General features: G+C 68.2%; 12 protein-coding genes. 8 read left to right on the top strand and 4 right to left on the bottom strand.

Annotation, left to right across the window (positions count from 1 at the left end):
* Positions 1 to 109 precede the first annotated feature (109 nt).
* Together RVX_RS10305 and RVX_RS10300 are read left to right on the top strand one after the other, a co-directional pair.
* A complete protein-coding gene (locus RVX_RS10305) occupies positions 110 to 1,495 on the top strand; it encodes an EAL and HDOD domain-containing protein (protein ID WP_230404541.1) in 1,386 nt (461 codons plus the stop codon).
* 2 nt (positions 1,496 to 1,497) lie between these two features.
* Positions 1,498 to 2,877 carry an L-serine ammonia-lyase gene (locus RVX_RS10300; protein WP_116305783.1) on the top strand — a complete coding sequence of 460 codons (1,380 nt, stop codon included), beginning with the start codon at positions 1,498 to 1,500 and terminating at the stop codon, positions 2,875 to 2,877.
* A gap of 91 nt (positions 2,878 to 2,968) precedes the next feature.
* Here the strand turns inward: RVX_RS10300 and gap are convergent, their stop codons facing one another.
* From gap to surE, 3 genes are all read right to left on the bottom strand, one after another.
* Positions 2,969 to 3,967, bottom strand: a complete 999-nt coding sequence (gap, locus tag RVX_RS10295) for a type I glyceraldehyde-3-phosphate dehydrogenase (RefSeq protein WP_043610225.1) — start codon at positions 3,965 to 3,967, stop codon at positions 2,969 to 2,971.
* Positions 3,968 to 3,989: 22 nt separating this feature from the next.
* Positions 3,990 to 4,913, bottom strand: coding sequence for a class II fructose-1,6-bisphosphate aldolase (gene fba / locus RVX_RS10290; protein WP_116305782.1), 924 nt, complete (start codon positions 4,911 to 4,913; stop codon positions 3,990 to 3,992).
* 372 nt (positions 4,914 to 5,285) lie between these two features.
* Positions 5,286 to 6,065 carry a 5'/3'-nucleotidase SurE gene (surE, locus tag RVX_RS10285; protein ID WP_116305781.1) on the bottom strand — a complete coding sequence of 260 codons (780 nt, stop codon included), beginning with the start codon at positions 6,063 to 6,065 and terminating at the stop codon, positions 5,286 to 5,288.
* 344 nt (positions 6,066 to 6,409) lie between these two features.
* Between surE and RVX_RS10280 the strand changes: the two genes are divergently transcribed.
* The 6 genes from RVX_RS10280 to ipdC all read left to right on the top strand — a co-directional run bounded on the left by RVX_RS10280 (position 6,410) and on the right by ipdC (position 14,709).
* Complete coding sequence (locus RVX_RS10280) at positions 6,410 to 7,498, top strand: 3'-5' exoribonuclease YhaM family protein (protein ID WP_116305780.1); 1,089 nt, start codon at positions 6,410 to 6,412, stop codon at positions 7,496 to 7,498.
* Positions 7,499 to 7,556: 58 nt separating this feature from the next.
* Positions 7,557 to 8,207 carry a dTMP kinase gene (gene tmk / locus RVX_RS10275; RefSeq protein WP_116305779.1) on the top strand — a complete coding sequence of 217 codons (651 nt, stop codon included), beginning with the start codon at positions 7,557 to 7,559 and terminating at the stop codon, positions 8,205 to 8,207.
* A 47-nt stretch (positions 8,208 to 8,254) separates the two neighbouring features.
* On the top strand, positions 8,255 to 9,574 hold the full coding sequence (locus RVX_RS10270; protein WP_116305778.1) for a histone deacetylase: 1,320 nt from the start codon (positions 8,255 to 8,257) through the stop codon (positions 9,572 to 9,574).
* A 204-nt stretch (positions 9,575 to 9,778) separates the two neighbouring features.
* A complete protein-coding gene (locus RVX_RS10265; protein WP_116305777.1) occupies positions 9,779 to 10,465 on the top strand; it encodes a lactate utilization protein in 687 nt (228 codons plus the stop codon).
* Between the two features lie 234 nt (positions 10,466 to 10,699).
* Positions 10,700 to 12,829: a succinate--CoA ligase subunit alpha gene (gene sucD / locus RVX_RS10260; RefSeq protein ID WP_116305776.1), complete on the top strand. Its 2,130-nt coding sequence runs from the start codon at positions 10,700 to 10,702 to the stop codon at positions 12,827 to 12,829.
* Between the two features lie 176 nt (positions 12,830 to 13,005).
* Positions 13,006 to 14,709 (top strand): indolepyruvate/phenylpyruvate decarboxylase, encoded by a 1,704-nt coding sequence (ipdC, locus tag RVX_RS10255; RefSeq protein WP_116305775.1) that lies wholly within the window; start codon positions 13,006 to 13,008, stop codon positions 14,707 to 14,709.
* Positions 14,710 to 14,860: 151 nt separating this feature from the next.
* Here the strand turns inward: ipdC and RVX_RS10250 are convergent, their stop codons facing one another.
* Positions 14,861 to 15,424, bottom strand: a complete 564-nt coding sequence (locus RVX_RS10250; RefSeq protein ID WP_116305774.1) for a FlxA-like family protein — start codon at positions 15,422 to 15,424, stop codon at positions 14,861 to 14,863.
* Positions 15,425 to 15,632 lie beyond the last annotated feature (208 nt).

Raw genomic sequence — 15,632 nt, 5'->3', positions numbered from 1 at the left:
GACATGCGGCATACCGCATAAAGTCCGCCACGACCTTGCGGAGGCCCGCAGGGACCGCGCCCGTCGGCGCGGGGTAGGGGGAACCTCCTGGGGGGAAGGGATTTCGCTCATGCTCAAGCGCATGCGGTCTTTGCTCGGCCTTGCGGGTGATGATGGTCCCGCTTGCCCCGGCCTGTCGGGGACGGCGGACGAAGGCGCGTCGGCAACTCCGAACGCACCGGGCACCCCGGACGCGGAGTGCGCCCCATCGTTGCTGGTGGCCCGGCAGCCCGTGTTCGACGCGGCGGGCGACGTGTGGGGGTACGAACTGCTGTTCCGCAACCCCGATTCCCCCGAATGCTGCGCACTGGACGTGGACGCCAGCGTGGCCACCGCATCGGTCATCGCGGACGGGTTCGCTATGGTCAGGCCTTCCCTGGGCGCGGGCCAGCGCCTGTTGGTGAATTTCGCGGCGGACATGCTGCTGGCCGGTACGCCGCGCATCCTGCCCGCCGACGTCTGCGGGGTGGAGGTGCTGGAGACGGTGCCCGCCAGCGTGCCGGTGGTGCAGGCCCTGTCCGGGCTCAAGGACGAGGGCTACCTGATAGTGGTGGACGACTACGCCGGACAGCCCGGCCTGGAAGGGCTGCTCGACCTCGCGGACATCGTCAAGTTCGACGTGCTGGGCCGCCCCCTGGCGGAACTGGCGCGCGACGTGGCCGCGTTGCGCTCGCGCCCGTGTCTGCTGCTGGCGGAAAAGGTGGAGGACCTCGCCACCCACCGCCAGTGCGAGGCGCTGGGCTTCTCGCTGTTTCAGGGGTTCTTCTTCAGCAGGCCGGAACTGGTGCACGGCAGGCGGCTGGACAGTTCGCAGGCCGCCAAGATGCGCCTTCTGGCCACCCTTGCCCGCGACGACATGAACATCAAGGCCGCCACGGAAGTCGTGCGGTCGGACGCGGCCCTTTCGTACAAGTTGTTGCGCTACATCAATTCCGTGCATTTCGGGCTGCCGGTGAAGGTCACCTCCATCCAGCACGGCATTTCGCTGCTGGGCACGCGCAACCTGGTGCAGTGGCTGTGCGTCACCGTGCTTTCGGAATTCGACACCGGGCCCATCGCGCGCGAACTCATCGCCGTTTCGGCCTTGCGCGCCAAGTTCCTGGAGCTGTGTGCATCCCGCGCCGCCGTGCGCGCGACCGGGCAGGGCACGCCCCCCGCCGCGCAGTCGGGCGCTCTGTTCATGCTGGGGTTGTTCTCGCTGCTGGAACCCTTGCTGTGCCTGCCGCTGGCCGAGTTGCTGCGTTCGCTGCCGCTGGTGGACGATCTGGCCGAGGCCCTGGCCGGGCACTCCGGCCCTTACGCGCCGTGGCTGGACCTGATGGAGCACTACGAGCGGGGCCGCTGGGACGAGGTGCTGTCCAGCGGCACGGCCATGGGCCTGACCCAGGCCGACCTGGCCATGGCCTATGCGGGCGCGCTGGAATGGAGCGCCTTTTTCCACGACAGCCGGGAGTAGGAATGCAGCCTTTGGTCGCCACCATAGAAACGTCGCTGTTCGACATGTTCGAGGCCGGTCCCGGCCCGTCCAGCTCCCATACCATAGGCCCCATGAAGGCCGGGCACGACTTCCGCACGCTGTGCGGGGCGTTGTCTGCCTCGGTGCTGGCCCGCGCGGCGGGCATCCGGGTGCGCCTGTTCGGCTCGCTGAGCGCCACGGGCGTGGGGCACGGCACCACCGGCGCGGTGCTGGCCGGGCTGCTGGGGCATCGGCCCGCCACCTGTCCGCCGGGCCTGCTGGAATCGCTGCCCGCACTGCCGGAAGGCGAACGCACCCTACGCCTGGGCCCCGCCACCCTGGTGCTGTCGGAAAGCACGGTGCAGCGCGATGCCGTGCAGCATGCCCATCCCTTCAGCAACACGCTGGTCATGGAACTGCTGGACGCGGACGGCGCGGTGCTGTGCGAACGGGAATACTATTCCGTGGGCGGCGGGTTCATCCAGTGGAAGGGCTGGCAGCCCGAAGAGCGCGGACGGCCCGTGCATCCCTACCGCAGCATGGCCCAACTGCGCGCCCGGCTGGTGGAAACCGGCCTGACCATCCACGAGCTTATCTTGGAAAACGAGATGGCGGTCACCGGCATGGGCCGCGCCGCCATTCTGGACCGCCTTGCCGCCATCATCGAACTGATGGAGGCCAGCGTGCGGCGCGGCATAGAAGACGGCGGGCCGCTGCCCGGCACCCTGGGGGTGCACCGCAAGGCCCGCGTGCTGCTCATGCGCGCCCAGCGTTTGCCCAACGCGGTGGATTCCTTCCTGGGGCGGCTGAACGCCTACGCCTTCGCCGCCGCAGAGGAAAACGCGGCGGGCGGGGTCATCGTCACCGCGCCCACCTGCGGCGCGGCCGGGGTGATGCCCGCGCTGCTCTACGCCATGCGCCACGACCTGGCCATAGGCGACCGGGCCGTGCGCGAAGGGGTGCTGGCCTCCGCCGCCGTGGGCTTTCTGGCCAAGCACAACGCGGGCATCGCCGGGGCCGAGATGGGCTGCCAGGGGGAAGTGGGCGTGGCATCGGCCATGGCGGCCGCCATGCTGGCCCACGCGCGCGGCAACCCGGTGCACGTGGTGGAGAACGCGGCGGAAATCGCGCTGGAGCACCACCTTGGCCTTACCTGCGACCCGGTGGGCGGCTTCGTGCAGATTCCCTGCATAGAACGCAACGCCGTGGGCGCGGTGAAGGCCTACAACGCCTGCCTGCTGTCCACCTGCGAAGACCCGCGCCACCACCGGGTGACCCTGGACAGCGTCATCGCGGCCATGGCCGAGATAGGGCGCGACATGAACGCCAAGTTCAAGGAAACGTCGTCCGGCGGGCTCGCGGTCAGCGTGGTGGAGTGCTGATCGGGTATTTGCTTCCGGTATCCGAAAAGAGATCGGCGTCCATCCCACAAGGGGATGGACGCCGTTTTTTTTCATTCTGCTGGCAACAGCCCTACAGGTCCTTGCCGACCATGCGCAGCAGCCGGACGAGCTGGTTGGTGAAGCCCGCTTCGTTGTCGTACCAGATGATCAGCTTCAGCATGGTGCCGTCGATGACGCTGGTGCACAGCGCGTCCACCACGCCGCCGTAGATGGAACCCATGTAGTCCACGGACACCAGCGGCTCTTCGGTGTAGCCCATGTTGCCCAGCAGCGGGCCTTCGGCCGCGGCCTTCAGCAGGGCGTTCACCTCTTCCACGCTGGTGGGGCGCTCCAGTTCGCAGGTCAGGTCCACCAGCGACACGTTGGGGGTGGGCACGCGCACGGCCATGCCGTCCAGCTTGCCCGCCAGCGCGGGGATGACCAGCGTGGTGGCCTTGGCCGCCCCGGTGGTGGTGGGGATCATGGACAGGGCGGCGGCGCGGGCGCGGCGCGGGTCCTTGTGCGACCCGTCCAGGATGCGCTGGCTCATGGTGTACGAGTGCACCGTGGTCATCAGGCCGTGCTTGATGCCGAACGCCTCGTGGATGGTCTTGGCGGCCGGGGCCAGACAGTTGGTGGTGCACGAGGCGGCGGAGATCACGTCGTGCCTGGCCGGGTCGTAGTCGCCATGGTTCACGCCCATGACCACGGTGACGTCGGCGTCCTTGGCCGGGGCGCTGATGACTGATTTCTTCGCGCCGCAGGCCAGGTGCTGCGCAAGGCCCGCGCGGTCCTTGATGGTGCCGGTGGTTTCCACCGAGATGTCGATGCCGAGGTCCTTCCACTTCCATTCGCCCGCGCGTTCGCGGGTGACGGCGATGTGGCGGCCGTTGACGATGAGCCCGGCGTCGTCATGGGCCACTTCGCCCCGGAAGGTGCCGTGGCACGAATCGTACTTGAACAGGCGGGCCAGCGAGGCGTTGTCGGCGCGGGCGTTGATGGCCACCACGCCAAGGTCGTCGGTGTCGGCCAGCAGTCTGACGAGGTAGCGGCCGATGCGGCCGAACCCGTTCATCCCAAGCTTGATCATGAGTCCGTTCCCCTAAAAACGGTTAGATCTTGTTCGAGCAACCCAGCACGTTGCGAATCTTGTGCTGGACCATGTTCTTCACGGCGTCCCGCGCGGGCTTCAGGTACGCGCGCGGGTCGAAGTCAGCTGGCTTTTCCATGAAATGCTTGCGGATGGTGGCGGTCATGGCCAGGCGGATGTCGGTGTCGATGTTGATCTTGCACACGCCGAAGGTGGCCGCCTTGCGCAGCAGGTCTTCGGGCACGCCCTTGGCACCGCCCACCTTGCCGCCGTAGGTGTTGGCCATGTCCACGAATTCCTGCGGCACGCTGGAGGCCCCGTGCAGCACCAGCGGGTAGCCGGGCAGCATGTTGGTGATCTTTTCCAGCCGCGCGAAGTCCAGCTTGGCCTCGCCCGCGAACTTGTACGCGCCGTGGCTGGTGCCGATGGCGATGGCCAGCGAGTCGCACCCGGTGCGCTTCACGAAGTCCACGGCCTGGTCGGGGTCGGTGTATACCGAATGCTCGGCCGACACCTCGTCCTCCACGCCCGCCAGCTGGCCCAGTTCCGCCTCCACCCACACGCCGCGCGCGTGGGCGTATTCGACCACCTGCTTGGTCACGGCGATGTTCTCTTCGTAGGGCAGGTGCGAGCCGTCGTACATGACCGAGGTGAACCCGCCGTCGATGCAGTCCTTGCAGATGTTGAAGTCCTGGCCGTGGTCCAGGTGCAGCACCACCGGCAGGTCGGTGTCCAGCAGGGCCGCCTCGATGAGCTTCACGATGTAGTTCTGCCCGGCGTACTTGCGCGCCCCGGCGGAAACCTGAAGGATCAGCGGGGCCTTTTCCTCGCCGGCCGCCTGCATGATGCCCTGGATGATCTCCATGTTGTTCACGTTGAAGGCGCCGATGGCGTACCCTTCCTTGTAGGCCCGCTCGAACATCTGCTTGGGACCGGTCAGCGGCATGGGGTTCCTCCTGCTGGTGCCGGACGGGCGGGATGCCTGCTGGTCCGGCTGTGGAAATGTGTTCGTTGGTCGCGTGCCGCCGATAGTGCCGATGCGGGGGGCGGGCGCGAACCGGGCATGCCTTCGGAAGGGGCTGTGGGTGCAGACCCGTCCGCAGCGCCCCGAAAGGACCACGGAAGCGCCCCTTGGGGGGTATGCTTCCATGCTGTAGGGGGGCGGGCACGGCCTGTCAACGAAGGCGCGGGAATAATACCCGAACCCGGGGAAAAAATAAAGACGGGCCGCGCGGGGCGGCCCGTCCTTGCGCAACGCCAGAGGGAACGGGAAGGCAGGCGGTGTGCGGCGGGGCGGCCGTGGCGCGCCGCGCGGCCGCTAGGCTTCGCCGCCGTCGGCCTGGGGTGTGGTTTGCACGCCGGCCAGCACGTCCATGGCCGCGTGGTCGGTGAAGTCGAAGCGCAGCGGGGTCAGGGTGATCCAGCCTTCCGTCAGCAGGGCGCGGTCGGTGCCGGGGGCCACGGTTTCCGGCGGGATGGTGCCGTTCAGCCACCAGTACGAGCCGCCACGCGGGTCCGTCCGGTGGTCGTACCAGTCCTTCCACACCGCGCGGGTCTGGGGGCAGGCTCGCACGCCCTTCACGTCGGCCATGGGCAGGGCGGGGTAGTTCAGGTTCACCACGCAGCGGGGGGGCAGGGCCTTCCAGTCCACGGTGGTCAGCAGGCTGGCGGCGTGGGCGGCCTGGCCGGAAAGGTCGGCCGGGCGGAACGAATCGTACGAAACGGCCAGGGCGGGGTAGCCCATGTGCGCAGCCTCCGTCGCGGCGGACACCGTGCCGGAGTACAGGATGTCCGGCCCCACGTTGGCCCCGGCGTTGATGCCGGACACCACCACGTCGGGCTTCTTGTCCAGCAGGCAGGACAGGCCCAGCTTCACGCAGTCGGTGGGGGTGCCGTACACCCCGCGCCCGCGAAAGCCGTTTTCGTGGAATTCCTTCACCCGCAGGGGCAGGCTGATGGTCACGGCGTGGCCCACGGCGGACTGCTCGGTGACCGGGGCCACCACGTGCACTTCGTGCCCGGCGTCCAGCAGGGCCTTGTACATGGCGCGCAGGCCGGGTGCCTGAATGCCGTCGTCGTTGGTCAGGGCTACGATCATGGGGTATCCTTTCTCTGTAGGGCGGCATGATGCAGCGCGCCCCGTGATGCTGTTGCGTGATGTTTCGGTGCCGTGATGCGCATGCTGCCCGGAAACGGCGACGTGCCGGAGGCGGCAGCATGGCGGGCACGTTGCGGGCAAATGGCGGTTTGTCAGGCTGCGGACGGGCAGCGTGCGGGACGCATCAGCCGCCCGTCCGGCGTGCCGTTCACATTGACAATGTGGCCGAAATGCGGGCACCTTGCGGCAAATTGGCCATCCCCGCGCGGGCATTTGTTCCGTCCGCGCCCCGGCGTTTTTACTGCCGCCAAGGCACCGGGCATGGCCGCTTCCTTACGACGCACATGGAAAAAAGACAAACCATACGAGATATCGCCGCCAACGACGAGGTGAGCGGGCTGTTCCTGCTCGGTTCGGCCACCCTGCAGCAGTCGCGCAACGGCCCCTTCTGGCGGCTGGAACTGCGCGACGCCACCGGCAGCATGGAGGCCAAGATCTGGAGCCCCCAGAGCCAGGCCTATCCCGACCTGACCGCCGGGCAGATCGTGGACGTGGAGGGCCGCTCGGGCACCTACCGCGACAAGGTGGAGGTGACCATTGGCCGTCTGCGCGTGCTGGACGACGCCGAGCAGGCCGGGCTGGACCTTGGCCTGTTCCTGCCCGCCAGCCCCCGCCCCGCGCAGGAGATGCTGGACGAGCTGATCGCGCTGTGCAAGGCGGAATTCACCCACGCGCCGTGGCGCAAGTTCGTGCTGGCCGTGCTGCGCGACGAGGACATCGCCCCCCGCCTGCTGGCCGCGCCCGCCGCCAAGTCGGTGCACCACGCCTACGTGGGCGGCCTTGTGGAGCACATGCTGTCCGTGGCCGGGCTGGCCCTGCGCATCGCCGACCACTACCCGGAGCTGGACCGCCAGGCCCTGCTGGCCGGGGCGCTGTTCCACGACATCGGCAAGGTGTGGGAGCTTACCGGCGGCCTTGCCAACGACTATTCCGACGAAGGCCGCCTGCTGGGGCACATCCACATCGGGCTGGAACGCATCGAGCCGCATCTGCGCAAGTCCGGCCTTGCGCCGGAACTGGTGACCCATTTCAAGCACCTGATCCTCAGCCACCACGGCGAATACGAATTCGGTTCGCCCCGGCGGCCCAAGACGGCGGAAGCCATGGCCCTGCACTACGCGGACAACCTGGACGCCAAGATGGCCCAGTTCCGGGGGCTGTTCGCCAACTACGAAGAGGACGCCACCGGCTGGACGCCGTTCCAGCCCACGCTGGGGCGCTTTCTGTACCGCCCGGCGCGCTCGCCCGAGGAACCCCGCCCGGCGCGCAAGAGCGGCCCCGCTCACAAGGGCGGCGGCAGCAAGGCAGGCGCCGACAACGCGGACGATGCCGCCAAGGTTGGGCCGCAGAGCGTGCAGGCATCGTTGCTGTAGACCACGGCGGCAGTACGCTGCCGCCCATCAACAAGTTGTATTTTTTCAGGAACCCGCAATGTTCATCACCTTTGAAGGAATGGAAGGCTCCGGCAAGAGCACGGCCCTGAACCGCGTGCAGCAGGCGCTGCTGGACGAAGGGCACGGGGTGCTGCTCACGCGAGAGCCGGGCGGCAGCCGCCTGGGGCGCACGCTGCGCTCCATCCTGCTGGACCTTTCCAACGACGACATCGTGCCCGAGGCGGAACTGTTCCTGTACCTGGCGGACCGCGCCCAGCACGTGGGGCAGGTGATCCGCCCGGCCCTGGCCGAAGGCGTGGTGGTGCTGTCCGACCGCTACGCCGACTCCACCGTGGTCTACCAGGGCTACGGGCGCGGCCTGGACCCCGAGCGGCTGCGCGAACTGAACGACATGGCCGTTGGCGGGCTGTGGCCCGACCTGACCCTGGTGTTCGACCTGCCGCCCGAGGAAGGATTGCGCCGGGCCATGACCCGCAACCTGCAGGACGGCACCAGCGTTTCCGAAGGGCGATTCGAGGCGGAGCACCTTGCCTTTCACGCCCGTGTGCGCGAAGGCTATCTGACGTGGGCCGCGCTCAATCCGGCGCGGTTCAGGGTGGTGGACGCCACCCGCACGCCCGACGAGGTGTTCGAGGACGTCATGCGCGCCGTGCGGGCCGCCCTTGCGGCCGCCTCGGCGCGCCCGTGACACTGGCGCACGCCTAACTGCGGGCCGCGCCCGCGAAGGACGTTGCCATGCTGGAAGCAAAGAACCGGCTGGGCATCATCTTCTTTCCGGCCTTCGACTGGGCCATCAGCGCCACCCACCCGGAACGCGAGGAACGGCTGCTCTACACGCAGGACCAACTGCGCGAGGAAGGGCTGTTCGACATCGCGGGCATCACCGAATACAAGCCCGAAATCGCCACCCGCGAAGACGTGGAGCGCGTGCACTTCTGCATTCCCGGCGTGGAGAGCGTGTGCACCAAGTCGCACCTCATCTCCGCCGGGGGGGCCATCACCGCCGCCCGGCTGGTGATGGAGAAGGAAGAGGAAAAGGCCTTCGCGCTGGTGCGCCCGCCGGGCCACCACGCCATGAAGGTGGTGCACGGCAACCGGGGGTTCTGCAACATCAACATCGAAGCCGTGATGCTCGAACACATCCGCGAGCACTACGGCCCGTTGCGCGTGGCCATCGTGGACACCGACTGCCACCACGGCGACGGCACGCAGGACATCTACTGGAACGACCGCGACACCCTGTTCATCTCGCTGCACCAGGACGGCCGCACCCTGTACCCCGGCACCGGATTTCCGCACGAACTGGGCGGCCCCAACGCCATGGGCCGCACCTTGAACATTCCGCTGCCGCCCGGCACGTCCGACAAGGGCTTCCTGCACGTCATCGACAATCTGGTGCTGCCGGTGCTGGAAGACTTCAAGCCGGACCTGATCATCAATTCCGCCGGGCAGGACAACCATTTTTCCGACCCCATCACCAACATGAACTTCACGGCCCGGGGCTACGCCATGCTGAACAGGCGGCTGAACCCCGACATCGCCGTGCTGGAAGGCGGCTACGCCATCCAGGGCGCGCTGCCGTACGTCAATCTCGGGATATGTCTCGCCATGGCCGGGCTGGACTTCGACGGGGTGCGCGAGCCGGAATTCGACCCGGCGGCCATCGCCCAGTCGGACCAGGTGAGCACGTACATCGAGCGGCTGTGCGACGAGATGCTGAAGGTGTGGCGCAAGCCCCCGGCCCTGCCCAAGCAGGGGGAGCGTTCCGGCGACTGGTGGGTGCGCACCAAGGACATCTACTACGATACCGATGGCATCAGCGAGAGCCAGGTGGAGTCGGTGCTGCTGTGCCAGGATTGTTCGGGCACGGTGAAGATAGAAACATGGTCCACGGTGAACCCGCTCAGCGTGGGCATAGAGATCCCCATCAGCGCCTGCGACAGGTGCGCGGGCATTGGCCGCCGCCTGCTGGAAGAAGCCCACCTGAAGGGCAACTACCGCTACGTGCAGTGCATTGACCGCAAGGCGAAGCGGTATACCCGCTACGGCTTTTAGAGCTATGCCCGCAAACTGTCCTTTTTCCCGCTGGCTGCGTCAAACTTCGCCTGCCATATCGGTCGAATACGATAAGAGTATACTCCCTCATGGCAGGCTTGTTTTCCTTGCCAGCGGGAAAAAATCCTAGTTTGCGAAGGTCGCGTGCCACAAGCATCTTGCGCGCGTCCAATGTTGCTTAATCCATTCAAAGAGAGACACGCCATGAGCAAGCCCGCCACCAAGCCCGCCACCCCGCCCGCCAATCCTGTAGACACCTTCTGGACCATCCGCCTGGCCGCCGCCAGGGAAGCCCTTGAAGCCAACAACTTCGAGGTGTCCATGGCCGAAAGCCTGGCCGACGCGGCCCGCATCTTTCTGGAAGACATCCTGCCCGCATCGGGCGCGAAATCCGTGTCCTTCGGCGGTTCCATGAGCATCGGCAAGAGCGGCGTGCCCGAAGCCCTGCGCGCCATGGACGCCATCGAACTGCTGGACACCATGAACTACAAGCTGCCCGCGGCGGAAATGTACGAACTGCGCCGCCAGGCCCTGCTGGTGGACCTGTTCCTGACCAGCACCAACGCCCTTACCGTGGACGGCAAGCTGGTGAACCTGGACATGATCGGCAACCGGGTGGGCGGCATCAACTTCGGCCCGAAGAAGGTGGTGCTGTTCGTGGGCCGCAACAAGGTGGTGGACAGCGTGGAGGACGGCATGCGCCGCATCAAGGAATTCTCCGCGCCCACCAACGCCATCCGCCTGGCCAAGAAGACTCCGTGCACCAAGACGGCGGAATGCATGGACTGCAAGAGCCCCGACCGCATCTGTAACGTCTGGACCGTCACGGAAAAGGCCTTCCCGGCCAAGCGCATCCACGTGGTGCTTATCAACGAGGAGCTGGGACTGTAGCCAATCCCCGGATTGTGCAGTCAAGGGGGCGGAAAAACACACCGCCCCCATTCCCTTGCGCGTCTGTTTCCGGCATGTTGGGGCGACTCACCTCGTCGGATGACCCGGAGCGGCGCAGCCATCGGCAACGGCAGCGCGATGCGCCCAGGCAGGGCCGACACGGGCCGGACCGGGGCGCGCGGCGTCCCCGGCAGCTGGCGGCCCGCGCACCGCACGCCGCACGCAGGGGGACGGATGTTCCTGAACGAACACCAGAGCAAGAAGCTGTTCGCCGCGGCGGGGATTGCCGTCCCCGCCGGGGATTGTCTGGGGCCGGAAGACGTGGACGCTTATGCGCCGCCGTTTCCCGGCCCCTGGTACGTCAAGGCCCAGGTGCTTACCGGTGGGCGGGGCAAGGCGGGCGGCGTGCTGCGGGCAGACACGCTTGATGCGTTGCGCGCCACCGCGCGGACCATCCTGGGCATGACCATCAAGGGCCACGCCGTGCCCTTCGTGCGGGTGGAACCGGCCACGGACATCCGCAAGGAATGCTACCTGTCGTTCATGCTCTCGCGCCAGCGGCGCGAAATGCTGCTGACCACCAGCCACCGGGGCGGCATGGAGGTGGAGGCCACGGCGGATGCCCGCAAGCCCCTGGTGCAGCGGGTGCCGCTGGACGCGGGCCTGCGCGAACACCACCTGCGGGCGGCGTTCTTCGAACTGGGGGCGGACCCGGCAGGCTGGGCGGGCTTTCGCGACCTCGCCGAGCGGCTGTTCCGCGCCGTGCGCGACGACGGCCTGCTGCTGGCCGAGATCAACCCGCTGGTGCTCACCGGGGCGGGCGAATGGGTGGCCCTGGACGGCAAGGTGGAACTGGACGACAACGTGGTGGACCTGCGGCCCGACCTGCAAACCTACCACACCCCGGAGCACCAGGGTGCGGAAGAGAACGCCGCGCGCGATGCCGGGCTGAGCTACGTGGGCCTTTCCGGCTGGGTGGGCCTTCTGGTCAACGGCGCGGGCCTGGCCATGGCCACCATGGACCTGCTGAATTTTTCCGGCCTGCCCGCCGCCAACTTCATGGACCTTGGCGGCGCGGCCGACGGCGCGCGCATGCGCCGGGCGCTGGACCTGCTGTTCGCCAACCCCAAGGTGCGGGCGGTGTTCATCAACCTGTTCGGGGGCATCGTCTCCTGCGCCGGGGTGGCCCGCGCGCTGATGGAGGCGTTGGGCACGGAACGCGCTGCCCAGCCCGTGGTGGTGCGCATGGCCGGGCACGAGTCGGCCGAGGGGCGGGCGCTGCTGCGCGCCTTTGCCCATCCGGACGTGATCATTGCCGACGAGGTTGCCGACGCGTTGGACGCCCTGCGGCGGATCGACGAGGCCAATCGGGCGTCGGGCACGGTCCCTGACGTCCCGTCCGCCGCGTACCCTTTGGCCGACGAGGCGTGGCCCTTGCCGCCCGCCGCCCGCAAGGGCTACCGCCGTTCCGGCAGGCGCGGCGTGCCGTGGCTGGGGCCGGATACCCAGGTGCTGGTGCAGGGCATCACCGGCAAGGTGGCCCAGCGCCACGTGCAGCTGATGCAGGAATACGGCACGCGCATCGTGGCCGGTGTCACCCCGTTCAAGGGCGGGCAGTCCGTGCTGGGCGTGCCGGTGTACGATTCGGTGCACGAGGCGTGCAGGCACCACCGCATCGACGCCTCGATCATCTTCGTGCCCGCGCCCTTCGCGCCCGATGCGGTCATGGAGGCGGCGGCCGAGGAAATTCCCTGGGCGGTGTGCATCACCGAAGGCATACCCCAGCGGGCCATGCTCTCCGCGCTGAAGAACGTGCCGCCGTCGCCCACGCGGGTAGTGGGTCCCAACACGCCCGGCATCATCGTGCCGGGGGCCACCAAGATCGGCATCATGCCGGGCTACGTGTTCACGCCGGGGCCGGTGGCCATCTTCTCGCGCTCGGGCACCCTCACCTACGAGGCGGCGGCCCGCCTTTCCGCGGCGGGCATCGGCCAGTCGTTCTGCGCCGGGGTGGGGGGCGATTCGTTCATCGGCAGCGATTTCATCTCGCTGTTCGAGTGCATCCGCGACGACGACGCCACCGAGGCCGTGCTGGTGCTGGGCGAAGTGGGCGGCACGGCGGAAGAGGACCTGGCCCGCTGGGTGACCGCCACCGGCTTCGCCAAGCCGGTGCTGGGCTTCATCGCCGCGCGTACGGCCCCGCCGGGCCGCCGCATGGGCCACGCCGGGGCCATTTTGGACGAGGCCTCCGGCGGGGTGGATGGCAAGTTGCAGGCCATGCGCGACGCGGGCTTTGCCGTGTGCCCCGACCTGGCCAGCCTGCCGGAACGGGTGGCCCGCGCGCTGGGCAGGGACGCGGGCTGACCCGCGCCGGATCGTCGGGCTTTTCCACGGGTGCGGCGGGCCGCGGCTTGCCGCGCCCCGGCTTTTGGTCTAGGTGCGGTGTGCCGTGGTCTGGCCATCCGCGTGGCGGCTGTGCTGCGCATCGCCCGGCATATCCCCGGCACACTGCCGCGATCACAAGCCTTGCGAGGACTCCCATGAACATCACCGAAGCACTGCTGCACGCCCTGAAGGAACGCGGCGCGCGCGAGGTCTGGGGCATCCCCGGCGACTTCGCGCTGCCCTATTTCAAGATCATCGAGCAGACCGGCATCCTGCCGCTGGTCACCCTGACGCACGAACCGGGCCTTGGCTTTGCCGCCGACGCCGCCGCGCGCATCCGCCGGGGGCTCAGCGTGGCCGCCGTCACCTACGGGGCCGGGGCCATCAACATGCTGAACGCCGTGGCCCAGGCCTTTGCCGAAAAGTCGCCGGTGGTGGTCATATCCGGCGCGCCGGGCACGGCGGAACGGGCGCGCGGCCTTTTGCTGCACCATCAGGTGAAGACCGTGGGCTCGCAGTTCCGCATGTACCAGGAAGTGACCTGCGACCAAGGCATCCTGGACGACCCGGCCACCGCGCCCGCCATCATCGAGAGGGTGCTGCGCAACTGCCTGGAACATTCGCGGCCGGTGTACCTGGAAATTCCGCGCGACATGCCCGCCGTCCCCTGCGGCCCGGTGCCCCCGCACGCGCCCTCGCCCTGCGACGACGAGGCCGTGGCCGCCTGCGCGGCCGAAGTGCTGGCCCGCCTGCGCGCCGCCAGTCGCCCGGTGCTCATGGTGGGGGTGGAGGTGCGCCGCTACGGCCTGGAAGACCGCGTGGCGGAACTGGCCGACCGGCTGGGCGTGCCCGTGGTCACCAGCTTCATGGGGCGCGGCCTTCTGGCGGGCAAGGCCTGCCTGCAGGGCACCTACATGGGCGTGGCGGGCGACGCCAACATCACCAGCGCGGTGGAGGGCTCCGACGGCCTCTTGCTGCTGGGGGTGATCATGTCCGACACCAACTTCGGTGTGTCATCCAGCCACATCGACCGACGCCGCCTGATGCACGCCGAGGACCGCGAAGTACGCATGGGCTTTCACACCTATCACGGCATTCCGCTGGAAAAGCTGGTTGATGCACTGCTGGCGGCCCTTCCCGAAGGCGGGCAAGCCTGTGCCGTTCCGGCAGGTCTGGACGGCGATGGGGATGCGCTGGGCCGCAACGTGGTCTACCGGCGCGGCTTTGTGGCGGACGACGCCCCGGTGACGCCCGACGACATCGCCGTGCTGCTCAACGACTTCTATGATTCCGTGGCGGCGGGGCGGGGCCATGGGGCAGTCGCCGACGCCGAGCCGGACCCGTTTCCGTGGCCGCTGGCCTGCGACATCGGCGACTGCCTGTTCACCGCGCTGTCTGTGCGCCCCGTGCCCATGGTGGGGCCGGGGTACTACGCCAGCATGGGCTTTGGCGTGCCTGCGGGCATGGGGTTGCAAGTGACCACCGGCCGCCGCTCGCTGACCCTGGTGGGCGACGGGGCCTTTCAGATGACCGGCATGGAGCTTGGCAACTGCGCGCGCCTGGGCATCGACCCGGTGATCGTGGTGTTCAACAACGCCTCGTGGGAGATGCTGCGGGTGTTCCAGCCGGAAACCTCGTACAGCGCCATCAACGAACTGGACTTCGCCGCCTTTGCCGATGCGCTGGGCGGGCGCGGCCACCGCGCCACCACCCGGCGCGAACTGGCCGACGCCTTCGCGGCGGCCACGGCGGAGCGCGGACGCTTCCAGCTCATCGACGTGCGGCTTGCCAAGGGGGCCATCTCCGACACGCTGGCCAGCTTTGTGGCCGGGGTGAAGCGGGTTTCCGGCGTGAAGTAGCCGGGCTTCCTTCACCCCCCTTGGCGTGCGATGCCGGAGATTTTGAGCGCAGCACGCAACGTAAGCGGGGCGCGGCCCATGGGCCGCGCCCCGCATGCGTTTGCGAGGGTCCGGGAACGCGCGCCAGAACTGTGCGCCAGAACGGCGCGTTCTACTTGCCCGATTTGCCCAGCGAGGCGTACGACACCGCACTGCCCGTACCGCCGGAGCCGCCCGAGGCCTGCTTGGCAGCCTGAGCCTGCAGTTCGTTGATCTGCTGCTGCAATTCGGCAATCTGCTGGTACAGCGGGCGGGTGACCGATTCCTTCACCCCGTCGGGCTGCGGGCTTTCCTCCACCTGCGCGATCTGCTGCTGCAACTGCTCAATCTTCTTTTCCAGGTCCTCGATCTGCTTGGCCGAGGAATCACCGCCCGAATCGCCACCACCGCCCGCAGCGGCGGCAGTGGACGTGGCTTCCGCATCGGCATCGTCGCCGGTCAGGTCGCCGTCCTCCGTCAGGGTGCCCGCTTCCTGCGCGGCGTCCGCCTCGGCCTGCTGGCGGGCGGCCAGCATCTCGCGGGCCAGTTGCATGGCCTCTTCCGAGATGGACAGCCGGTCGCCCGACTGCGTGGTGGTGACGCTCTGCGTTTCGCGCCGGTTGGCGGATATGCCGGAAATGAAATCGGTCGCCGAGACGGCGTAGCCCTGCATCAGCTCTATTCCCCAATCGCTCATGACCGCATCCTCCGTGCATGGATGGGCGGCGGTGTGCCTGCCGGGGCGCGGGAATGCCGCCGCCCGGCAGGACGTGCCGCTTTTTTCAGCGTGTCCGCCGGTATGCAAAAGCCGTTCGCAGGGAAAGCTTTTCCCCTTGTCGGGGCACGGGCCGTGTTGCGGCATGCGGCCCGGTCTCCGGGCACATGCGGACCAGTCTGGGGGCGCA

Origin of the sequence: Nitratidesulfovibrio sp. HK-II, from assembly GCF_003402415.2 — a bacterium.
Taxonomy (GTDB): domain Bacteria; phylum Desulfobacterota; class Desulfovibrionia; order Desulfovibrionales; family Desulfovibrionaceae; genus Cupidesulfovibrio.
Note: the sequence above shows the minus strand (reverse complement) of the source record. Positions and strands in the feature narration are given on the sequence as shown.

Excerpts from the sequence above, each read along its gene's own strand:
- RVX_RS10305 (WP_230404541.1), top strand. The coding sequence starts at position 110 with ATGCTCAAGCGCATGCGGTCTTTGCTCGGCCTTGCGGGTGATGATGGT.
- RVX_RS10300 (WP_116305783.1), top strand. The coding sequence starts at position 1,498 with ATGCAGCCTTTGGTCGCCACCATAGAAACGTCGCTGTTCGACATGTTC.
- gap (WP_043610225.1), bottom strand. The coding sequence starts at position 3,967 with ATGATCAAGCTTGGGATGAACGGGTTCGGCCGCATCGGCCGCTACCTC.
- fba (WP_116305782.1), bottom strand. The coding sequence starts at position 4,913 with ATGCCGCTGACCGGTCCCAAGCAGATGTTCGAGCGGGCCTACAAGGAA.
- surE (WP_116305781.1), bottom strand. The coding sequence starts at position 6,065 with ATGATCGTAGCCCTGACCAACGACGACGGCATTCAGGCACCCGGCCTG.
- RVX_RS10280 (WP_116305780.1), top strand. The coding sequence starts at position 6,410 with ATGGAAAAAAGACAAACCATACGAGATATCGCCGCCAACGACGAGGTG.
- tmk (WP_116305779.1), top strand. The coding sequence starts at position 7,557 with ATGTTCATCACCTTTGAAGGAATGGAAGGCTCCGGCAAGAGCACGGCC.
- RVX_RS10270 (WP_116305778.1), top strand. The coding sequence starts at position 8,255 with ATGCTGGAAGCAAAGAACCGGCTGGGCATCATCTTCTTTCCGGCCTTC.
- RVX_RS10265 (WP_116305777.1), top strand. The coding sequence starts at position 9,779 with ATGAGCAAGCCCGCCACCAAGCCCGCCACCCCGCCCGCCAATCCTGTA.
- sucD (WP_116305776.1), top strand. The coding sequence starts at position 10,700 with ATGTTCCTGAACGAACACCAGAGCAAGAAGCTGTTCGCCGCGGCGGGG.
- ipdC (WP_116305775.1), top strand. The coding sequence starts at position 13,006 with ATGAACATCACCGAAGCACTGCTGCACGCCCTGAAGGAACGCGGCGCG.
- RVX_RS10250 (WP_116305774.1), bottom strand. The coding sequence starts at position 15,424 with ATGAGCGATTGGGGAATAGAGCTGATGCAGGGCTACGCCGTCTCGGCG.